This is a genomic window from Arminella tubonensis (assembly GCF_003240585.1).
GTDB lineage: Bacteria > Pseudomonadota > Alphaproteobacteria > Rhizobiales > Rhizobiaceae > Rhizobium > Rhizobium tubonense.
The window spans coordinates 97469-117100 of sequence record NZ_PCDP01000035.1; the positions used below are offsets into that span (position 1 = coordinate 97469).

The following is a 19632-nucleotide window of genomic DNA, read 5'->3' on the forward strand; positions in this document are numbered from 1 at the left end:
TCCCTCATGGTGAGGTGTAGGCGTAGCGCAGCGTAGACACACCTCCAACCACGAGGGATGGCCTCGGGGCCAGAGCTGACGAAACTCTAAGCCACCGCCAACTCATAAGGACGAACAAGCACATCCGCCGGCAAGCCCCAGGCTTCACGCAACCTGAAGATCATCTCGATAGTGAGCGCCCGCTTGCGATTAAGAATTTCCGATGCCCGGGAGCGCGAGCCCAGCAGCCCGGCTAAGTCACTTTGGCTTCTGTTGGTCATTTCCATGAAAGCGCGCAACGCGACTATCGGCTCAAGATCATCGATAGGGAAATGCCGGCTTTCATAGGCTTCGATCAAATCTGCAAGCACATCAAAGCGATCCGCCTCCGGCGTACCCGCTTCTGGCGGCATTTCAAAATAAGGCTCAATCTCCGAAATGGCCCAGGCAAGGTCCGCATCCGTTCTGATCGGTCTGATATTATCCATCATACGGTCTCCGCACTGATTTTGTCATATTCCCGATGGGTGCCGACAAACTTTATCAGCACGCGTTTGAACGAGTATGCGACATAGACAACCAGTCTATATTTGTTTCCTGCGATATCGAAGATCACTCTGTTGTCACCCACGAAGTCCACGTTTGAGCCGAACATCAACTTGATATCTGCTGGACGATGCCACTCGACTTTGCTGACAACCGCGTGCCACGTGCTTAACGGTATTTTTGCTTGGGGATGGCGCTCCCAAAATGCTCTCAGAGTTGACTTCGAGATGATCTGCATGCACGTTATTATTCCCAATATGGGAACATGTCAAGGCACAGCCACCCTACCCCCCGATCAACGCCAGCCACTCGTCCTCGTCCATGATCTGAACATCGAACTCACGCGCCTTGTCGAGCTTCGAACCCGCTCCCGGGCCTGCAACGACGATGTCGGTCTTTTTGGATACCGAGCCTGAGACCTTTGCGCCGAGGCTCTCGGCTTTGGCCTTGGCTTCGTCGCGGGTCATCTTTTCCAGCGATCCGGTGAAGACCACCGTCTTGCCGACGACCGGGCTTCCCGAGGCGACGGGCTGCTCGGCTTCGTCAGGCGTCACTTCCTTCAGCAGCCGCGAGATGACCTCGGTATTGCGGGGCTCCTTGAAGAACTCGACGACGGTGCGCGCCACGACTTCGCCGATGCCTTCGATGGCGTTGAGATCGTTCCAGGCATCTCCGTGCAAGGGTGCCGCATCCTGCATCGCCTGCTGAAAGGCGCCGTAGGTGCCATAGGAGCGCGCCAGAAGCTTGGCGTTGGTCTCGCCGACATGGCGAATGCCAAGCGCGTAGATGAAGCGATTGAGGGCGATCGTCCGGCGCTCGTTGATGGCCGCATAGAGCTTGCCGACGCTGACCTTGCCGAAACCCTCGATATTCTCGAGCTTGGTCAGCGAGTTCGCCTGCCGCGCCTCGAGCGTGAAGATGTCGGGCGCTGTGCGGATCTGCAGCGCGGGATCTTCGCTCTCGAAGAAGAAGTCTATCTGCTTGGCGCCCAGCCCCTCGATGTCGTAGGCATTTCGCGATACGAAGTGCTTCAGGTGCTCGGTCGCCTGCGCACGGCAGATGAAACCGCCCGTGCAACGCCGCACTGCGTCAATCTTGCCGGTTTTCTCGTTGATGTCGCGGACGGCGTGGCTGCCGCAGACCGGGCAGATCGTCGGAAATTCGTAGGGCTTGCTCGTCGCGTCGCGTTTCTCCATGACGACATCGACAATCTGCGGAATGACGTCACCTGCCCGCTGGACGATCACCATATCGTGGATGCGGATGTCGCGCCCTTCGCGGATCGGTTCACCCTTGTTGCCGATGCCCTTTATATAGTCCTCGTTGTGCAGCGTTGCATTGGTGACGACTACGCCCCCGACCGTGATCGCCTCCAGTCGCGCCACCGGCGTCAGCGCACCGGTGCGACCGACCTGGATATCGATGCCGACCAGATGGGTAAATGCCTGCTCCGCCGGGAATTTATGCGCCGTCGCCCAGCGCGGGCTGCGCGACCGGAAGCCGAGCCGCGCCTGCAATTCGAGGCTGTCGACCTTGTAGACCACGCCGTCGATATCATAATCGAGGTCCGGCCGCTGCAATCCGATCTCGTTGTAGTGCGCGAGGATATCGTCAACGGAATTCAGCCGCTTCATCAACGGGTTAACAGGAAAACCCCAGTTCTTGAATGCCTGGACCATCTCATATTGCGTATCGGCCGGCATCTCCGACATTTCGCCCCAGGCATAGGCGAAGAACTTCAGCTTGCGGCTGGCGGTGACCTTCGCGTCGAGCTGGCGCAGCGAACCGGCGGCGGTGTTGCGCGGGTTGACATAGGTCTGCTTGCCCTCGGCCTCCATCTGCGCGTTCAGCGCCAGGAAATCGCTTTTGGCCATATAGACCTCACCGCGCACCTCGACGACAGCAGGCGCTCCCTTTGGAAGCTGGTTCGGTATCTCCTTGATCGTCCTGATATTGGCCGTGACGTTCTCGCCGGTCGTCCCGTCGCCACGCGTCGCGGCGCTGACAAGACGGCCGTTCTCATAGCGGATCGACATGGAGAGCCCGTCGATCTTCGGCTCCGCTGTAAAGGCGATCGACTGGTCGGGCAGCCGCCCAAGGAAGCGATAGACCCCAGCCACGAAATCCTGGACGTCCTCTTGAGAAAACGTGTTGTCGAGCGACAGCATCGGGCGGGCGTGGACGACAGCCGAAAAAGTGACCGAAGGTGCAGCTCCGACCCGCTGCGACGGACTGTCGGCCCGGATAAGATCCGGAAAGCGCGCTTCGATGGCGTCGTTCCGCCGCTTCAGCGCATCGTAGTCGGCATCTGAAATCTCCGGCGCATCCTTGCCGTGGTAGAGCGCATCGTGATGGGCAATCTCTTTCGCCAACCGCTCAAGCTCGGCAGCGGCAGTTCCCTCGGTCAAGCTATCGACGGCAGGCAGATCGGTCGGCATGAGCATCACTCCAGAGATTCTGGAGATGGTTTTAGAGCAATTTTTGGCGATGAAAAGATGTCCACCTCCCCCTTGATGGGGGAGGTCGCGCGGAACGCACGGGTGGGGGGTGAACTTTGGGTGTCACAAGAGATCACCCCACCCCGGAGCTTCGCTCCGACCCTCCCCCTCAAGGGGAGAGCATTACTGACTACCCATTCCCCGCCAGCAACCTTGCCGCCGCCGCCCTCGCCTCGTCGGTAACCGATGCGCCAGCGAGCATTCGAGCGATTTCCTCGGTCCGGTCCTTGGGCTCCATCGCCGCGACTCGCGTAAATATCTTTTCCGAGCCATCCCCCGACGGCCCCTTCGAGATCAGCAGATGCGTCGCGGCACGAGCAGCAACCTGCGGCGCATGTGTCACCGACAGCACCTGCACCCGCTCCGAAAGCCGCTTCAATCTCTGGCCGATCGCATCGGCCACCGCCCCGCCAACGCCGGTGTCGATTTCGTCGAAGACGAGCGTGGGTGCGGAACCGCGGTCGGCAAGAGCAACCTTGAGAGCCAGAAGGAACCGCGAAAGCTCTCCGCCGGACGCGACCTTCATAATGGAGCCGGGTCGGGTGCCCGGATTGGTCTGAACGTGGAACTCGACGATGTCGATACCGTCGGCGGTCGCCGCGTCCTCGCTGCTTGAGATCTCGACCATGAAACGCGCACGTTCGAGCTTCAGCGCGGGCAATTCGGTCATCACGGCGGCAGCAAGCGCCTCGCCCGCGTGATGACGCTTGTCCGAGAGGGATCGCGCCGCTGCGTCGAATGCTGCCTTGGCGACGGTAAGCTCGGCCTCGAGCTTGCCCAGCCTCTCCTCGCCCGCATCGAGATCGGCAAGTTCGATGATCATCCGCTCGGCCAGCGCCGGCAGGCCCGTCACCGGCACAGAATATTTGCGCGAGGCAGCTCGCAGCGCGAATAGGCGCTCCTCGACGCGCTCCAGCTCCTTCGGATCGTACTCGGTCTTCCGAAGTGCGGCTTCGACTTCCATCTGCGCGTTGGACAGCTGGTCGAGGGCGGCATCGAGCAGCGCGACGGTGTCTTCCAGCAGCCCCGGCGCTTCATGGCTCTTGCGTTCGAGCCTTCGCACCAGAGAGGCTATATGCGGTACCGGCGAGGCGTTGCCGTTGAGAAATTCGGATGCCTCGGAAATGTCGCCGGCGATCCGCTCGGCCTTCATCATTCGCGAGCGGCGATCGGCGAGATCGTCCTCCTCACCGTCCTGCGGGGAAAGCGCTTCCAGCTCTTCCACTGACGAGCGAATATAGTCGGCCTCGCGCGCAGCGTTCTCCACCTTCTCGCGGTGCTTCTTCAGCGTCCGCTCGGTGTCCCGCCAGATCCTGTAGAGAGCAGATACCTGCTGCAGGTCGTCGTTCAATCCGGCGAATGCGTCGAGCAGCATGCGGTGGGCGTCGGTGTCGACCAGCGCGCGGTCGTCATGCTGCCCGTGAATCTCGACGAGCAACTGGCCTGCCTGGCGCATCAGCTGGACGCTGAGCGGCTGGTCGTTGACAAAGGCCTTGGTGCGGCCGTCTGCGGATTGGGTGCGGCGGAAGATCAGGTCGCCGTCATCGTCGATGCCGTTGTCCCGCAACAGCCTGCGCGCGGCGTGGTTCATGGCGACGTCGAAGACGGCAGTCACCTGCCCCTTGTCCTCGCCATGCCGCACGAGATCGCCGTCGCCGCGCCCCCCGAGGGCCAGCGACAGACTGTCAAGCAGGATGGATTTGCCGGCGCCGGTCTCTCCGGTCAGGACAGAAAGCCCGGTCTCGAAGGCAAGATCCAGCCGCTCGATCAGGACGATATCGCGGATCGAAAGCTGGATCAGCATCTGTGCTCAAATCTCACGTACCAAGAAGCAGTTTCTTGCCGGCGCGGGCGATCCACGAACCACTGTTTTCACGAGGTTCAGTGCCGCCGCTCTTCAGGAGCTTGTACGAGTCTGCATACCACTGGCTATCAGGATAGTTGTGCCCGAGCACGGCAGCGGCCGTCTGCGCTTCCTCGACAATGCCCATTGCATAATAGGCTTCGACGAGTCGCGCCAGTGCTTCCTCGACCTGGTTCGTCGTCGGGTATTGCTCGACAACGATGCGGAAGCGCGAAATCGCCGGCAGATAGTTTTTCCGCTCGAGGTAATAGCGGCCGATCTGCATTTCCTTGCCGGCAAGCTGGTCGCGGGCAAAACGTATCTTCGCCTGCGCATCGCTCACATATTCCGACTTCGGATAGTCGTTGACGACCTTTTGCATCGCAACGATGGTCTGCTGGGCTGCACGCTGGTCCTGCGTGACGTCGGTGATCTGCTTGGAATAGGACGAGCCGACCAGATACTGCACATAGGCAGCGTCGTCAGATGTAGGATATTGCTTCAGATAGGCATTTCCGCTTTCGACCGCGTCGTCGTAGTTGCCCTGGCGGTACTTCACGAAAGTGCTCATGACCAGCGCCTTGCGAGCCCAATCCGAAAACGGCTGTTCGCGGTTGATGGCGTCGAATTTCTTTCCGGCCTCGCCGAGGTTGCCGGCCTTGATGTTGGCAAGCCCCTGATTGTAGAGGGCCTCCGGAGGATCCGTATCGACGGCGAGCTTGGTGATATCGATGTCTTTGTCAGCCTGACATCCGGAAACCGCAGCACCCACACCGGCCAGGAGAAGCGATACGAGCAAGGCCCGTGCTGTATTCTTCATGCTTTCAGATCCTGCAAAACCCATCGGAAAAATCCCAATTGCCGTCGTGACGGAAACGGCTGCTTCTCGATGGCGTTTCTATCCACAAAAGCACCATCAGGGCAACGCAATGATGATGCATTAACGCATTTTTGTGGCAGTGCCGCTGAGATTGCGGTCTTTAGCCACTGAATTGACAGAAGTTTCGGCCGCGGCGGGGTATCCCTGACATAACCGGGCCGGACGACTTGCGCAGCGGGCAGATCCAGCCTCAAGAAAAAAGCCGCCCCCTTTCGGAGGCGGCTACCCTGATCACTGGAAATTCTGGAGGTCATGCCGACCAGGGTGCAAACTCGGGTGCGCTGACCGCGACGAAGTCGCGCGTGCTGGCGCGTTGGCGCGGTGCCGAAGCCTCGACAACTTCATAAGCTGTCGGATCGCTGAGAAGAGCCTTCAGCGCATTGGCATTCATACGGTGGCCCCCGCGATAGGAACGGTAGCAGCCGATGAACTGAGTGCCGGCAAGAGCCAGGTCGCCGACCGCATCGAGCGTCTTGTGACGAACGAACTCGTCCTTGGCGTAGCGCAGGCCTTCGACATTGATCACGGTGTCGTCGTCGGAGATGACGACCGAATTCTCAAGCGAGGAACCGAGCGCATGGCCCGACGCCCAGAGACGCTCCACATCGCGCATGAAGCCAAACGTACGAGCGCGGGACAGTTCGGACTTGAACGTCTTTGCAGTCAATTCGCCTTCCCACTTCTGACGGCCGATCAGAGGGCTGTCGAAATCGATCTCGACTTCGAAGCGTGTGCCGTCATGCGGGCGAAACTCGCACCATGAACCGCCTGATTCGATCCGGACCGGCTTGGTGACGCGGATGTACCGGCGCTTGACGCCGAGCGGAACGATACCCGTCTGCTCGATCGCCTCGATGAAAGGATAGGAGCTGCCGTCCATGATAGGCATCTCGGCGCCCTGTACTTCGATCAGCACGTTGTCGAGACCGATGGCATAGATCGCGGCCATGACGTGCTCGACGGTCGCGACGGAGCGGGCCGGCGAAAGACCGAGGACTGTGCAAAGGTCGGTGTTGCCGACCTGCGAGGAAACCGCACGCAGTTCGGTAACGTCGCCGTTGTCGTGCATGCGCTGGAATACGACGCCTGTATCGGCTTCAGCCGGGAGTAAGGTAATAGACACATTGGCCCCGGAATGAACTCCGATACCCGACATCGTCAGGGGGCTAGCAATGGTGGTCTGAAAACCCAGCAATCTGATTGCCATTCAATTTCTGCCTTCATCTTCCTTCACCGGACCGGGCGGCTCTTGGGGTGCCTGCCCTTCATTGCTTGGTCCAGTCTGTCATTTCACTGCGGAATTCGAATGCAATTCGCTATCGAACACGATTCCGGTAGTGCGCTTGGTACTTACATACGCGCCGGGCGATCGCATTCCAAATCACTGTTTCTTTCGCAATGTAACGGAAGCAGGCCTCTGAAATCCCTAGGTAATTTTCGAAAAACAGAATGGCTGAAAGTTCCAGCGCCCGAGGCGGAAAATTACCTCGGGCGATGGAGTGACGTTAAGTCAGACACTCAGTTCGATTGACGGCGCAGGAAGGCCGGAATTTCGAGCTGGTCGTCTTCCTGGCTCATGCGTGCCTGCGGTGCCGCGCGGCCATGATCGTCGAGCTGGCCACGACGCGGAGCATAAAGGCTAGCCTCCGGCGACGGTGCGCGACGCTGCTGCGATGCAGCGGTCGGAGCGGGTGCGGTCATGTCGGCGGCGGGGGCCTCTTCTTCGCGACGTCCGAGCGAATTGGTGATCCGCTTCAGAAGACCCATCGGGCCGCGATCTTCGGCTGCAGGTGCCGCATTTGGCTGAGAGCGATGATCCATCTCGGCCTTCACGACCGGAGAGAAATCCTCGACCTTCGGCATGCGCACCTGTTCGGGGGCCTGGCGAATGATCGGCTCGTGACGCATCTGCGGCTGCGCGGCCGGTTGGCTCATCGGCTGCGAGACGGGCTGCTGCATAACCGGTGCTGGCTGTGGTGCGGGCTGACGCATCACGGGTGCGGTCTCCGGAGCGCCGGAAAACAGGCGGCTCTGGGGACGGAAGGTCTCTTCCTGTGCGACCGGCTGCGGGGTCGGCGCTGGCTGGCGGATAGCGATATCGAGTTCGCGTTCCATTTGCGCTTCCGCCTCGCGGATGGTCATTGCGATCGGGTCGACGGTCTTCGGGGCCTGCGCGACATAGGCAGGCTGGGCTGCGGCCGCTGCCGGAACAACAGCCGCGGAGGGACGGACAATCGGCTTCGCGATAGAACGGAATTCCATATTCCGTTCTGCAGCTTCGTTCATCGCACGGTCGATGCCGGTGGCGACGACCGAGACGCGGATGATGCCTTCGAGCGATTCGTCGAAAGTGGCGCCGAGGATGATGTTGGCGTCCGGATCGACTTCCTCGCGAATACGGGTTGCCGCTTCGTCGACTTCGAACAGCGTCAGGTCGCGACCGCCGGTGATGGAGATCAACAGGCCCTGGGCGCCCTTCATCGAGGTTTCGTCGAGCAGCGGGTTGGCAATCGCGGCTTCGGCAGCCTGCATGGCGCGGCCGGAGCCGGATGCTTCGCCGGTGCCCATCATTGCCCGGCCCATTTCACGCATCACGGAGCGAACGTCGGCGAAGTCGAGGTTGATGAGACCTTCCTTCACCATCAGGTCGGTGATGCAGGCAACGCCCGAATAGAGAACCTGGTCGGCCATGGCGAAGGCGTCCGCGAAGGTCGTCTTGTCGTTGGCGATACGGAAAAGGTTTTGGTTCGGGATGACGATCAGCGTATCGACCGACTTCTGCAGTTCCTGGATGCCCATTTCGGCCAGCCGCATGCGACGGCCACCTTCGAAGTGGAACGGCTTGGTGACGACGCCGACCGTGAGGATGCCCTTGTTGCGGGCAGCCTGTGCGACCACGGGTGCAGCACCGGTGCCGGTGCCGCCGCCCATGCCGGCGGTGACGAAACACATATGCGTGCCGTTCAGGTGGTCGACGATCTCGTCGATGCATTCTTCAGCAGCTGCGCGGCCGACTTCCGGCTGCGAACCGGCGCCGAGGCCCTCGGTGACATTGACGCCGAGCTGGATGATGCGTTCGGCCTTGGTCATCGTCAGCGCCTGCGCGTCCGTATTGGCAACGACGAAGTCGACGCCCTGGAGGCCAGCGGTGATCATGTTATTGACGGCATTGCCGCCGCCGCCACCAACGCCGAACACGGTGATCCGCGGCTTCAGCTCAGTGATATCTGGCTTTTGCAGCTTGATAGTCATTGCATCAGTTCCTTCTCTCTATGGCCGCATCGCCACGCCGGCCAATTCACTCAATGTCATTCGCCTGGCCTTGCCCGGAAGCGTTCATCGCGATCCGGGGCCATGCACTCAGAAACTTTCCTTCAGCCACTGCCCGACACGGGCAAAACGGCTGTTGTTACCGCCCAGCGACGAAAGCAAACCGCTTCCTGCCGCATGTGTCTCCATGTCCGCGACCTGCGGATAAATCATCAGGCCGACCGCCGTCGAAAAGGCTGGGCCCTTGGCTGCCGTCGGCAGGCCGGACACACCCATCGGGCGGCCGATACGAACGTTGCGGGCAAGGATGCGCCGCGCCACGTCAGGCAGGCCGGTCAACTGGCTGCCGCCGCCTGTCAGCACCACGCGCTTGCCGACGATCGGGCTGAAACCGGAACGCTGGATGCGGTCGCGGATCAATTCGAGCGTTTCTTCGATGCGGGCGCGCACGATGCGCGACACCAGCGCCTTCGGCACATGGGTCGGCTGGTCGCGGTCATCCTCGCCGATCGGCGGGATGGAAATCAGTTCGCGGTCGTCAGAGGTGTTCGGCAGCGCCGAGGCATGCACGACCTTCAGCCGTTCCGCATCCTCGATGCGGGTCGAAAGACCACGGGCAAGGTCGGTCGTGACGTGATGACCACCGATGCTGACGGCGTCGGTGTGAACAAGCTTGCCTTCGGCAAAGACCGAGATCGTCGTCGTGCCGCCGCCCATGTCGATCGCGGCGCAGCCGAGCTCGACTTCGTCGTCGACGAGAGCGGCAAGACCGCTTGCGTAAGGGGTCGCCACCATGCCCTCGACCGAGAGATGAGCGCGATTGACGCTGAGCTCGAGGTTGCGAAGCGCGGCGCGCTCGGCAGTTACCACATGCATCTCGACGCCAAGCGCATCGCCGAACATCGAAAGCGGATCGCGGATACCGCGCTCACCGTCCAGCGAGTAGCCGGTGGCCAGCGAATGCAGCACGGCGCGGTCCTGGCGGATCGACTGATGGCAAGCGGCGGACAGCACTTTCTTCAGGTCATTGCCTTCGACTTCCTGCCCACCGAGATCGATCGTCGCGGTGTAGATATCGCTGCCAAGGCGTCCGGCAGAGACATTGACGATCAGGCTCTCGACGGTCAGCCCCGCCATGCGCTCGGCAGCGTCGACGGCAAGCCGGATGACGCCCTCGACCGCATCGAGGTCGGCGATGACGCCGGTCTTGATGCCGCGCGAACGCTGATGGCCGATGCCGATGACTTCGATATTGTGCGTGCGGCCAGGCAAAACCTGGCTCTCCTCGCGAGGCGTCAGCCGCCCGATCATGCAGACGACCTTGGTCGAGCCGATGTCGAGGACTGAAACGATATGCGACCGCTTCGACGAAAGCGGCTTCAGGCGCGGCAATCCAAAGTGGGACGAACCGAATAAGCTCATGTGCTCTGTCCCGCCTTTGTCAAAGCTTTTGTCCTGTTGTCGACCGCTGCCTGCCGGCGGATTGCCGCGTCGGGCGTCAGCTCGATGGTTGTACGATCCTCGAGGCGAAGATCCACCGCTGCGATATCCCGCTGCAGCAGATCGTTCTGCCTGTTCATCTTGCTCAGCTGGGCCATCGCCTGCTGGACGTTGTCTTCCGGCAACTTCACGACGATGCCGTTGTCGAGGTAGACATCCCACCGGCGACCGGCGATACGCACGAAAGCCTTGATCCGGCTGCGAATGTCAGGCCACTGGGCAAACTCGTCGACGACGGATGCCGCGGCCGTTTCGGCATCGCGGCCAACAAAAAGCGGCAGCGCTGCGAACTTGTTGTCCCTGAGTGGCGCAATGACGCTTCCGTTCTTTTCGATCAAAGACAGCTCGGAGCCGTGCTGCCAGATCGCGTAGGCCTGGCGCTCCCTGAGCTTCACTTCGACCGTCCTCGGATAGACCTTGCGGACCTCGACATTCTCGACCCACGGAAGGGTCGCGATCTTCTTGCGGGCAGCATCGACGTCGAGCGCGACCAGCGAAGTGGTCCCGTCGAGACCCAGCAGCTGCAGGATCTCGATTTCCGACGTCTGGTCGTTGCCCGAGACCTTTACGTCCTCGATGGCAAATCCGACGGCCGTCGTGGTCGCCTGCGCCACCGTCTGCGTATGGCCGCCAAGCGACATCCCGTAGAACCCGGTCGCAGCGAGAAACGCTACCGCCGATACGGTGCCAGTGTGAGCTGGAATACTGATGCGACCGGAGCCGAGGCTGACAAGGAAGCGTACGGCGCGGCGCAACGGGCGAGGCAGCACGAACAATTCGTCAGCGTCGTCGAAGGTAGCCACAGCCCGGTGACGGGATCGCCTCATTCTTTTCACCGTCAACGATAGCAAGACGCGTCCTCCACCATCCAACGGAGAAATTCGCCAAATGAGTAGCCGGCATGGCCGGCCATTTCAGGCACCAGCGAAGTGGGGGTCATTCCCGGCTGGGTGTTGATCTCCAACCAGATAATTTCACCGTCTTCGGAAAAGCGATCGTCATAACGGAAGTCAGACCGGCTGACGCCACGGCAGCCAATTGCTTGATGCGCCCTTAACGACAATGATTGAATTTTTTGGTAAATATTTGGTGAAATTTTCGCGGGAATGACGTGTTTTGATCCGCCTGCCGCATATTTGGCATCGTAGTCATAAAAGCCGTGACCGAGCGGCACGACCTCTGTGACACCAAGCGCCACATCGCCCATGACGCCACATGTCAGCTCGCGACCGGCGATATAGCGCTCGACGATCACCTGCTCGCCATAGCTCCACTCCGGCGACGAGATGATCTGCGGCGGGTGCGTCTGGTCTTCCTGGACGATCACGACGCCGAAGCTCGACCCCTCTTTGACAGGCTTTACGACATAAGGCGCAGGCATTGGATGCGCCGAGATAATTTCGAAGCGATTGAGGACCAGCGATTCGGCAACGGGAATGCCCGCGTCCTTGGCCACGACCTTCGCCCTCGCCTTGTCCATGGCAAGCGCGGAAGCCAGCACGCCGGAATGGGTGTACGGAATCTGCAGATATTCGAGGATTCCCTGGATCGTCCCGTCTTCCCCGAAAGGCCCGTGCAGCGCATTGAAGACGACATCGGGCTTGAGATCGGCAAGGCGCGCGGAAACATCGCGCTCTACGTCGACACGCGTGACCCGGTAGCCCTCAGCCTCGAGCGCCTCGGCGCATGCCTTCCCCGACGACAGACTGACCGGTCGCTCCGAGGAAAACCCGCCCAACAGGACGGCAACATGCTTGCTGCTCATCAACGCCCCCAAATAACCACCAACCCTAAGACCGTACGCTTGCGCGAAGCTATTTTCCAAAGAATCCCGCCACGTTCCGGTGAAGGCATTACAACTCCATTATGGTTAATGAAGTGTTTACTTTGGTTAACCGACGTCCGGTTTCGGAATGAAAAAATTCCGTCGAATCAAATCGCTCCGAAGAATTGTTACTTGGAATCAGAGAGTTGAGATCACTGCAAGCGCTTTTGCGCATTTTCCTGAAATGCAAAGACCCGCGCCGGCAGGCCGGCGCGGGTCCATGATGCAGAAATTGGAAGCGGTGGTCAGGCCTCTTCTTCGCCGAAGAACTTCCAAACGATCCCGCCAATGGCGCCGCCGACCAGCGGCGCCAGCCAGAACAGCCACAATTGCTGCAAGGCCCAGCCGCCGACGAACAAGGCCTGCCCTGTCGAACGGGCCGGATTGACCGACGTGTTGGTGACCGGGATGGAGATCAAATGGATCAGCGTCAGTGCCAGGCCGATGGCAAGCGGCGCAAATCCCGCAGGAACCCGGCCGTGGGTCGTTCCGAGAATGACGATAAGGAAGAAGGCGGTCAGCAGCACCTCGATGACCAGTGCCGATACCAGCGAATAACCGCCCGGCGAATGCTCACCGTAGCCATTGGCTGCAAACCCGCCGAGCTCGAACCCGGCCTTTCCGCTGGCCACCAGATAAAGCACTGCTGCCGCGGCGATCGCGCCCACGACCTGCACGACGATGTATGGGATGAGGTTCGAAGCCGGAAATTTACCGGCAACCGTAAGCCCGACCGAAACTGCCGGATTGAAATGCCCGCCGGAAATGCCGCCAACGGCATAGGCCATCGTCAGCACGGTCAATCCAAACGCCAGTGCGACGCCTGCAAAGCCGATGCCAAGACCTGGAAAACCTGCAGCGATGACGGCACTGCCGCATCCGCCGAAGACAAGCCAGAACGTACCAAGAAATTCTGCGATAAGTTTTTTCTGCACATTCGCCTCCAACAACGTTCACAACCAGAACGATAGATTGTGTCTACTGCAAACTGAGTCTCGTCAAGAGCCTGCGGAATAGGCGAATGCGCTGAAAATGCGCACCCAATTTGTTATCGGTGGCAACTTAATAAGCGCATTGAAATATTTAACTCTTCCCGGCACAGGGGCATTAGGTGCGCTGCAGCATCGAATTGCGTCGCAAAATTGCCGTCTTTGCGTTTCCGCAGACAGAAAATTGCGTTAAAGACACCGCCTATCCCACAAGGCAAACAGATTGAATCCAGGATTGGTAGAACAATGACTAACGCGATATCCGGGCTATCGCCGGCCCCCTCGTCGTCGAACAACGCTGCGCTCAACTCACCGGCGCGCGTTCTTCTCGCAAGCCTCATCGGCACGACGATCGAATTCTTCGACTTCTATGTCTACGCGACCGCGGCGGTGCTGGTGTTCCCGACGCTGTTCTTCCCGACAAGCGATCCGACCTCCGCCATTCTTCAATCCTTCGCCACCTTCTCGATCGCCTTCTTCGCCCGCCCGATCGGCGCGATCGTCTTCGGACATTTCGGCGACAGGATCGGCCGCAAGGTCACTCTGGTGGCGGCCCTCATGACCATGGGCGTCTCCACCGTTCTGATCGGCTTCCTGCCCTCCTACGCCTCGATCGGCGTTGTAGCGCCTCTGTTGCTCGCCCTCTGCCGCTTCGGCCAGGGCTTTGGCCTCGGCGGCGAATGGGGTGGCGCCGTTCTTCTTGCCACCGAGAACGCACCGGAAGGCAAGCGCTCGTGGTACGGCATGTTCCCGCAGCTCGGCGCGCCGATCGGCCTATTCCTCTCGTCAGGCGTGTTCTGGTTGCTTCTGCACTTCATCTCCCAGGAGGATTTCATTACCTGGGGCTGGCGGGTGCCGTTCATCGCGTCGATCGTGCTGATTGTGATCGGTCTCTGGGTCCGGCTGTCGATCACGGAAACGCCCGAGTTCCGCGAGGCGATCGCAAAGCAGGAGCGCGTCGCCGTTCCGGTCGCTGAAATCTTCCGCAGCCACAAGCGGAGCCTCGTGCTCGGCACCTTCGTGGCACTCGCCACCTTCGTGCTGTTCTACATCGGCACCGCCTATCTCCTGTCCTACAACGTCAAGGTTCTGAAGATCAGCTTCCTCGACGCTTTGCTGGTGCAGATCGTCGCCTCGGTATTCTTCGGGATATTCATCCCGGTCGCCGGCAAGCTTTCCGATCGGTTCGGCCGCCGCGCCGTGCTGGTCACGACCACGATCGGCATCATCGCGTTTTCCTTCCTTCTGCCGGCCCTGCTCAGCGGCGGGCTGTTTGAAGTCTACGTGTTCGCAGCGCTCGGCATGGCCCTCATGGGAATGACCTACGGTCCGATCGGAACAGCGCTCGCAGCGCCCTTCCCGACCGCGGTGCGCTATACCGGCGCCTCGATCACGTTCAACTTCGCCGGCATCTTCGGTGCATCGCTCGCCCCCTACATTGCCACGTGGCTCGCCTCGACCTACGGGCTCGCCTATGTCGGCTACTACATGGCGATTGCAGCGCTGATCACGCTGGTCTGCATTCTCCTGTCGGGCAACGATGAAATCTGACGCCTGAAGGCATTATTGAAAAGGCCGCGGCAGAAACCTGCCGCGGCCTTTTCGCGATATGAAAAATAGGGCGCCTAATAGCAATCAGTCAGCAGTCACACCCTGAAAGGGGCGAACCTCGCGGCCGGGCATGAAGACGCCGAGCCTCTTGATCTCCCATTCGAGCTTGATGCCGGAATGCTCGAACACCTCGCGACGAACCTGCTCGCCCAGATATTCGAGGTCATAGCCGGTCGCCTGTCCCATGTTGATCATGAAATTGCAGTGCAGCGACGACATTTGCGCGCCGCCGATGACGAGCCCGCGGCAGCCGGCTTCGTCGATCACTTTCCACGCGGAATGACCTTCGGGGTTCTTGAATGTCGAACCGCCGGTCTTCTCGCGAATCGGCTGCACGGTTTCGCGGTGATTGCGCACCGCATCCATTTCAGCACGAATCTTGACACGGTCCTCCGGATACCCCTCGAACACGACGTCGGTGAAGATCAGGTCGTCCGATGCGGAGGAATGACGATAGGTATAGCCCATCTCGGCATTGGAGAGCACATGCTTGTTGCCCTTGCGGTCGACCGCATGGACCTCGACCAGCCGGTCGCAGGTCTCGGAGCCGTTCGCGCCGGCGTTCATACGGGCGGCACCGCCGATAGCCCCGGGAATACCGTAGTAGAAATGAAAGCCGCCGATGCCGTTGTCCATCGCCATGGCGGCGACGTGCTTGTCCGGGCAGATCGCACCGGCCTTGATACGGTTCTCGCCAACCAGTTCAACAGCACCGAAGCCCTTGGCCGACAGCCTGAGAACGATGCCGGGGATACCGCCGTCGCGCACGAGAATATTCGAGCCGACCCCGACCACGGTCAGCGGCACTTCGGCCGGTAGTATCTTCAGGAATGCAACGAGATCGTCGCTGTCGTGCGGCTGGAACATCAGCTCCGCCAGCCCGCCGGCGCGGAACCATGTCACGCGATCCATCGGAGCGTCCGGTGTCAGCCTACCCCTGATGTCCTTGACGCCCTCACCGAGCGACGCAAGCAATTTTTCCCCATCAACTTGTTTCATGCGGACTTACCCGAAAGACCTTCCAATTCCTTTGGCAACGCTGCTGCCCAATAGGTTATGCTGCCAGCCCCTAACAAAACCACAAAATCGCCCGGCCGTGCAATCTCTTCCACCAACGGGGCAATATCCTCAGGCGAACGCAGATAACGCGCGTCGCGATGGCCGCCGGCCTTGATGCGCGCAACCAGCGCCTCTGAATCTACGCCCTCTATGGGCTCTTCCCCAGCGGAATAAACCGGCGCAAGGAAAATACTGTCGGCATCGTTGAAGCAGGTGGCAAATTCTTCGAACAGGGTGGAAAGTCTGGTGTAGCGATGCGGCTGGTGGACAGCGATGATCCGCCCGCTGCAAGCCTCTCGAGCGGCCTTCAGTACAGCCTTGATCTCGACCGGGTGATGGCCGTAATCGTCGAAAATCTTGACGCCGTTCCATTCGCCGGTAAGCGTAAAGCGCCGCTTGACGCCGCCGAAACCGGCAAGCCCCCGGGCGATATCCTCGTTGGAAATCCCCAGCCGGTTGGCGACGGCGATGGCGGCGACCGCATTGGAGATATTGTGACGACCGGGCATCGGCATGACGAGATCCTTGATCTCGATGATCTGGCCCGTGCGGCGCCTGCGAATCTCGATATCGAACACAGAGCGCGTGCCGTCGATGCGGACGTTCATGAAGCGGACATCGGCCTGCGGGTTTTCGCCATAGGTGATAACCTTGCGGTCCTCTATCCGCCCGACCAGCGCCTGTACCTCAGGATGATCAAGGCAGAGCACGCCAAAGCCATAGAATGGCACGTTCTCGACGAACTGCCGGAAAGCGGCACGAACCGCATCGAAGTTGCCGTAGTGGTCGAGGTGTTCGGGGTCGATATTGGTGATGACCGCAACGTCAGCCGGAAGCTTAAGGAACGTCCCATCCGACTCGTCGGCCTCGACTACCATCCATTCGCCGGCACCCATGCGGGCATTGGTGCCATAGGCGTTGATGATGCCGCCATTGATGACGGTCGGGTCGAGCCCGCCAGCCTCGAGCAGCGTCGCCACCAGCGAGGTCGTGGTCGTCTTGCCGTGGGTGCCGCCGATGGCAATGGCGTTGCGGAAGCGCATGAGTTCGGCGAGCATCTCGGCACGACGGACGACCGGCAGCAGCTTTTCGCGAGCCGCAATCAGTTCCGGATTACTCTTCTTGATCGCTGTTGAAACGACCACCACCTCGGCGTCGCCAAGATTTTCAGCGGCATGGCCGATGAGGACCTCGATACCCTTTTCGCGCAACCGCTGGACGTTGGCGCTTTCCGATTGGTCCGAGCCCTGGACCCGATGGCCAAGATTATGCAGGACCTCGGCGATGCCGCTCATCCCGATGCCGCCGATACCAATGAAATGAACCAAGCCTATAGCCTTCGGCAGCTTCATGCGCCTGCCCCCTTGAATTCTGCAATTGAACGTTTGCCCGCAATAGCCTCAACCATGTCCGCAAGCAAGTTTGCGGCATCCGGCTTGCCGGAGAGCTTTGCGGCTGCTGCCATCTTCACCAGCTTGTCCGGGGACGTCATCGCCCCCCGCAGGAGGCCGGACAGCTTCTCTGGCGAAAGCTCCGACTGGGCAATGACCTTGGCGCCGCCGTTGGCAGCAAGCGCTGCCGCATTGGCCGCCTGATCGTGATCGAGGGCATAAGGATAGGGAACGAGGATGGCCGGACGGCCGATGACCGAGATCTCCGAGACGGTCGAGGCGCCGGAGCGGCAGATGACGAGATGCGCGGCACCGATGCGCTCAGCCATGTCGTTGAAGAAAGGCGCGATGTCCGCGCCCATTTCCAGATGCACGACGCAGTTCTGGACCGTCTCCATGTCCTCGGGTCGAACCTGCTGGGTGATCCTCAGCCGCTTGCGCAATCCGTCTTCGAGAAGGCTGACCACGGTCGGAATGGCCTTCGAGAAGAACTGCGCGCCCTGGCTGCCGCCGAAAACCACCAGATTGAACGGATCGTCGGGACCTGACGGCGTGTAGGGGATCTTCGCAGCCTCGATGACGGCCGGCCGAACCGGGTTGCCCGTCGTCACGGTCTTCTCAGGAAACGCGCCGCCGTTTTCCGGCAGAAACCCGCCGGCGATTGCCTGCACCCGCCCCGCCAGCGCCTTGTTGGCGCGGCCCATGACGGCGTTCTGTTCGTGGATCATCGTCGGCACGCCCATGCGGGTCGCAGCGAGCAGCGGCGGCACGGTCGGATAGCCACCGAAGCCGACGACGCAGAGCGGCTTTATATTGCGGATCAGCTTGCGAGCCGCCCGCATGCCGGTCCAGAGCGTCCAGAGCGAGCGCGCTACCTTGATCGGGTTTTTCGAACCGATCGTCGCCGAGGGCACGACGTGGATCTCGTCGGCCGGAAACTTGCCGGCAAACCGCGCCGCACGGCTGTCGGTGACGAGATGCACCGAATAGCCGCGCTCCTTCAGCTTGTGGGCGAGCGCTTCGGCCGGAAAAACGTGACCGCCGGTGCCGCCTGCCGCCAGAAGGATGATGCCCTTGCTCATCGCCTCACTCCGCCGCAACGCCATGGGTGACGCGGAACAGGCTGCGTTCCTGCGCGCGCTTTTCAGGACGATGACGCGTCAACGCCAGGATGAAGCCCGCGGTGACGCAGATCGCGATCATCGAGGAGCCACCATAGGAGATCAACGGCAGGGTCATGCCCTTTGCCGGCAGAAGTTGCAGGTTCACGCCGACATTGATGATCGACTGTATGCCGATCTGCAGCACGAGGCCGGCAACCGCGAAGCGGTTGAAGTCGTTCTTTTCCTTGTAGGCGTGCGACAGCCCGCGCAGGACCAGCACGGCGAAGATCAGCACCAGGGCCATGCAGAAGATGATGCCGAACTCTTCGGCTGCGACCGAGAAGATGAAGTCGGTATGGGCGTCGGGGATGATGCGCTTGACGATGCCCTCGCCGGGTCCGACGCCGAACCAGTCGCCACGGACGATCGCCTCGCGCGCGGTGTCCACCTGGAACGTATCGCCTTCGCCGGTCAGGAACCGGTCGACGCGTCCCGCCACGTGGGGAAAGACGTAATAGGCCGTAACGAAGCCGCCGGCGCCAAGTCCGCCAAGTACCGTGATCCAGAGCCACGGCATCCCGGCCATGAAGAACATCCCGGCCCAGACGGCGGTCGTGAGGATCGTCTGGCCGAGATCGGGCTGCGCCACGAGCAAGGCGGCGACGATGCCGAAGAGGATGATAGCGAAAAGATTGCCCGGAATTTCCGGCTGACGGGCGTGCTCCGCAAACAGCCAGGCGCAGACGACGACGAAGGCCGGTTTCATGAATTCGGACGGCTGGATCGACAGGCTGGCAATATTGACCCAGCGCCGCGAACCCTTGACCTCGACGCCGAAGAACAGCGCGAACAGCATCATCGCCAGGGCGACGATCAGGATGATGACGGCGGTTCGCCGCACCTGCCTCGGCGTCAGGAACGAGATGCCGATCATCGTCGCCAGCGCCGGAATGAGGAAGGCCGCGTGGCGCTTGACGAAGTGGAAGGGCTCGAGCCCGATGCGCTCGGCAACCGCAGGCGATCCCGCAAAGGACAGCATGAAGCCGATGCCCATCAACAGGATGAAAATCGCCAGGAAAAATCGGTCGATCGTCCAGAACCAATCGGCCAAGGCCCCACGTTCAACGCGGCTTACCAT

16 protein-coding genes are annotated in these 19632 nt (G+C 60.8%); 1 reads left to right on the plus strand and 15 read right to left on the minus strand.

Going from position 1 to position 19632, the window contains the following annotated elements; genetic code table 11:
- Positions 1 to 86: 86 nt before the first annotated feature.
- From CPY51_RS12130 to aqpZ, 11 genes are all read right to left on the minus strand, one after another.
- Positions 87 to 467 (minus strand): helix-turn-helix domain-containing protein, encoded by a 381-nt coding sequence (locus tag CPY51_RS12130; protein ID WP_111160477.1) that lies wholly within the window; start codon positions 465 to 467, stop codon positions 87 to 89.
- On the minus strand, positions 467 to 763 hold the full coding sequence (locus CPY51_RS12135; RefSeq protein ID WP_111160478.1) for a type II toxin-antitoxin system HigB family toxin: 297 nt from the start codon (positions 761 to 763) through the stop codon (positions 467 to 469). The genes CPY51_RS12130 and CPY51_RS12135 overlap by 1 nt, the downstream gene beginning before the upstream one ends.
- A 46-nt stretch (positions 764 to 809) precedes the next feature.
- Positions 810 to 2963 (minus strand): NAD-dependent DNA ligase LigA, encoded by a 2154-nt coding sequence (ligA, locus tag CPY51_RS12140; RefSeq protein ID WP_111160479.1) that lies wholly within the window; start codon positions 2961 to 2963, stop codon positions 810 to 812.
- A 190-nt stretch (positions 2964 to 3153) separates the two neighbouring features.
- Positions 3154 to 4827: a DNA repair protein RecN gene (gene recN / locus CPY51_RS12145; RefSeq protein WP_111160480.1), complete on the minus strand. Its 1674-nt coding sequence runs from the start codon at positions 4825 to 4827 to the stop codon at positions 3154 to 3156.
- A 13-nt stretch (positions 4828 to 4840) separates the two neighbouring features.
- Positions 4841 to 5710, minus strand: a complete 870-nt coding sequence (locus CPY51_RS12150) for an outer membrane protein assembly factor BamD (protein WP_195909510.1) — start codon at positions 5708 to 5710, stop codon at positions 4841 to 4843.
- A 286-nt stretch (positions 5711 to 5996) separates the two neighbouring features.
- Positions 5997 to 6953: a UDP-3-O-acyl-N-acetylglucosamine deacetylase gene (gene lpxC, locus CPY51_RS12155; protein ID WP_111160482.1), complete on the minus strand. Its 957-nt coding sequence runs from the start codon at positions 6951 to 6953 to the stop codon at positions 5997 to 5999.
- Positions 6954 to 7264: 311 nt separating this feature from the next.
- Positions 7265 to 8998, minus strand: a complete 1734-nt coding sequence (ftsZ, locus tag CPY51_RS12160; RefSeq protein ID WP_111160483.1) for a cell division protein FtsZ — start codon at positions 8996 to 8998, stop codon at positions 7265 to 7267.
- Positions 8999 to 9106: 108 nt separating this feature from the next.
- A complete protein-coding gene (gene ftsA / locus CPY51_RS12165) occupies positions 9107 to 10438 on the minus strand; it encodes a cell division protein FtsA (protein WP_111160484.1) in 1332 nt (443 codons plus the stop codon).
- The gene (locus CPY51_RS12170; RefSeq protein ID WP_111160485.1) at positions 10435 to 11367 is read right to left on the minus strand and encodes a cell division protein FtsQ/DivIB; all 933 of its coding nucleotides are present in this window, start codon (positions 11365 to 11367) and stop codon (positions 10435 to 10437) included. The genes ftsA and CPY51_RS12170 overlap by 4 nt, the downstream gene beginning before the upstream one ends.
- Complete coding sequence (locus CPY51_RS12175) at positions 11355 to 12281, minus strand: D-alanine--D-alanine ligase (RefSeq protein WP_111160486.1); 927 nt, start codon at positions 12279 to 12281, stop codon at positions 11355 to 11357. Before CPY51_RS12175 ends, CPY51_RS12170 begins: the two co-directional genes overlap by 13 nt.
- A 305-nt stretch (positions 12282 to 12586) precedes the next feature.
- Positions 12587 to 13276 carry an aquaporin Z gene (aqpZ, locus tag CPY51_RS12180; protein ID WP_111160487.1) on the minus strand — a complete coding sequence of 230 codons (690 nt, stop codon included), beginning with the start codon at positions 13274 to 13276 and terminating at the stop codon, positions 12587 to 12589.
- A gap of 300 nt (positions 13277 to 13576) precedes the next feature.
- On the opposite strand from aqpZ, the gene CPY51_RS12185 reads away from it, so the two are divergent.
- Positions 13577 to 14881, plus strand: coding sequence for an MFS transporter (locus tag CPY51_RS12185; RefSeq protein WP_111160488.1), 1305 nt, complete (start codon positions 13577 to 13579; stop codon positions 14879 to 14881).
- Between the two features lie 84 nt (positions 14882 to 14965).
- On the opposite strand, the gene murB is transcribed toward CPY51_RS12185, so the two are convergent.
- The 4 genes from murB to ftsW are packed head-to-tail and all read right to left on the minus strand — an operon-like array spanning position 14966 to position 19632.
- The gene (gene murB, locus CPY51_RS12190) at positions 14966 to 15940 is read right to left on the minus strand and encodes a UDP-N-acetylmuramate dehydrogenase (protein WP_111160489.1); all 975 of its coding nucleotides are present in this window, start codon (positions 15938 to 15940) and stop codon (positions 14966 to 14968) included.
- Entirely contained in the window at positions 15937 to 17352 is a 1416-nt protein-coding gene (gene murC / locus CPY51_RS12195; RefSeq protein WP_111160490.1) for a UDP-N-acetylmuramate--L-alanine ligase, read from the minus strand. Before murC ends, murB begins: the two co-directional genes overlap by 4 nt.
- A complete protein-coding gene (gene murG / locus CPY51_RS12200; RefSeq protein ID WP_111160491.1) occupies positions 17349 to 18473 on the minus strand; it encodes an undecaprenyldiphospho-muramoylpentapeptide beta-N-acetylglucosaminyltransferase in 1125 nt (374 codons plus the stop codon). The genes murC and murG overlap by 4 nt, the downstream gene beginning before the upstream one ends.
- Before the next feature lie 4 nt (positions 18474 to 18477).
- Positions 18478 to 19632, minus strand: a complete 1155-nt coding sequence (ftsW, locus tag CPY51_RS12205) for a putative lipid II flippase FtsW (RefSeq protein WP_111160492.1) — start codon at positions 19630 to 19632, stop codon at positions 18478 to 18480.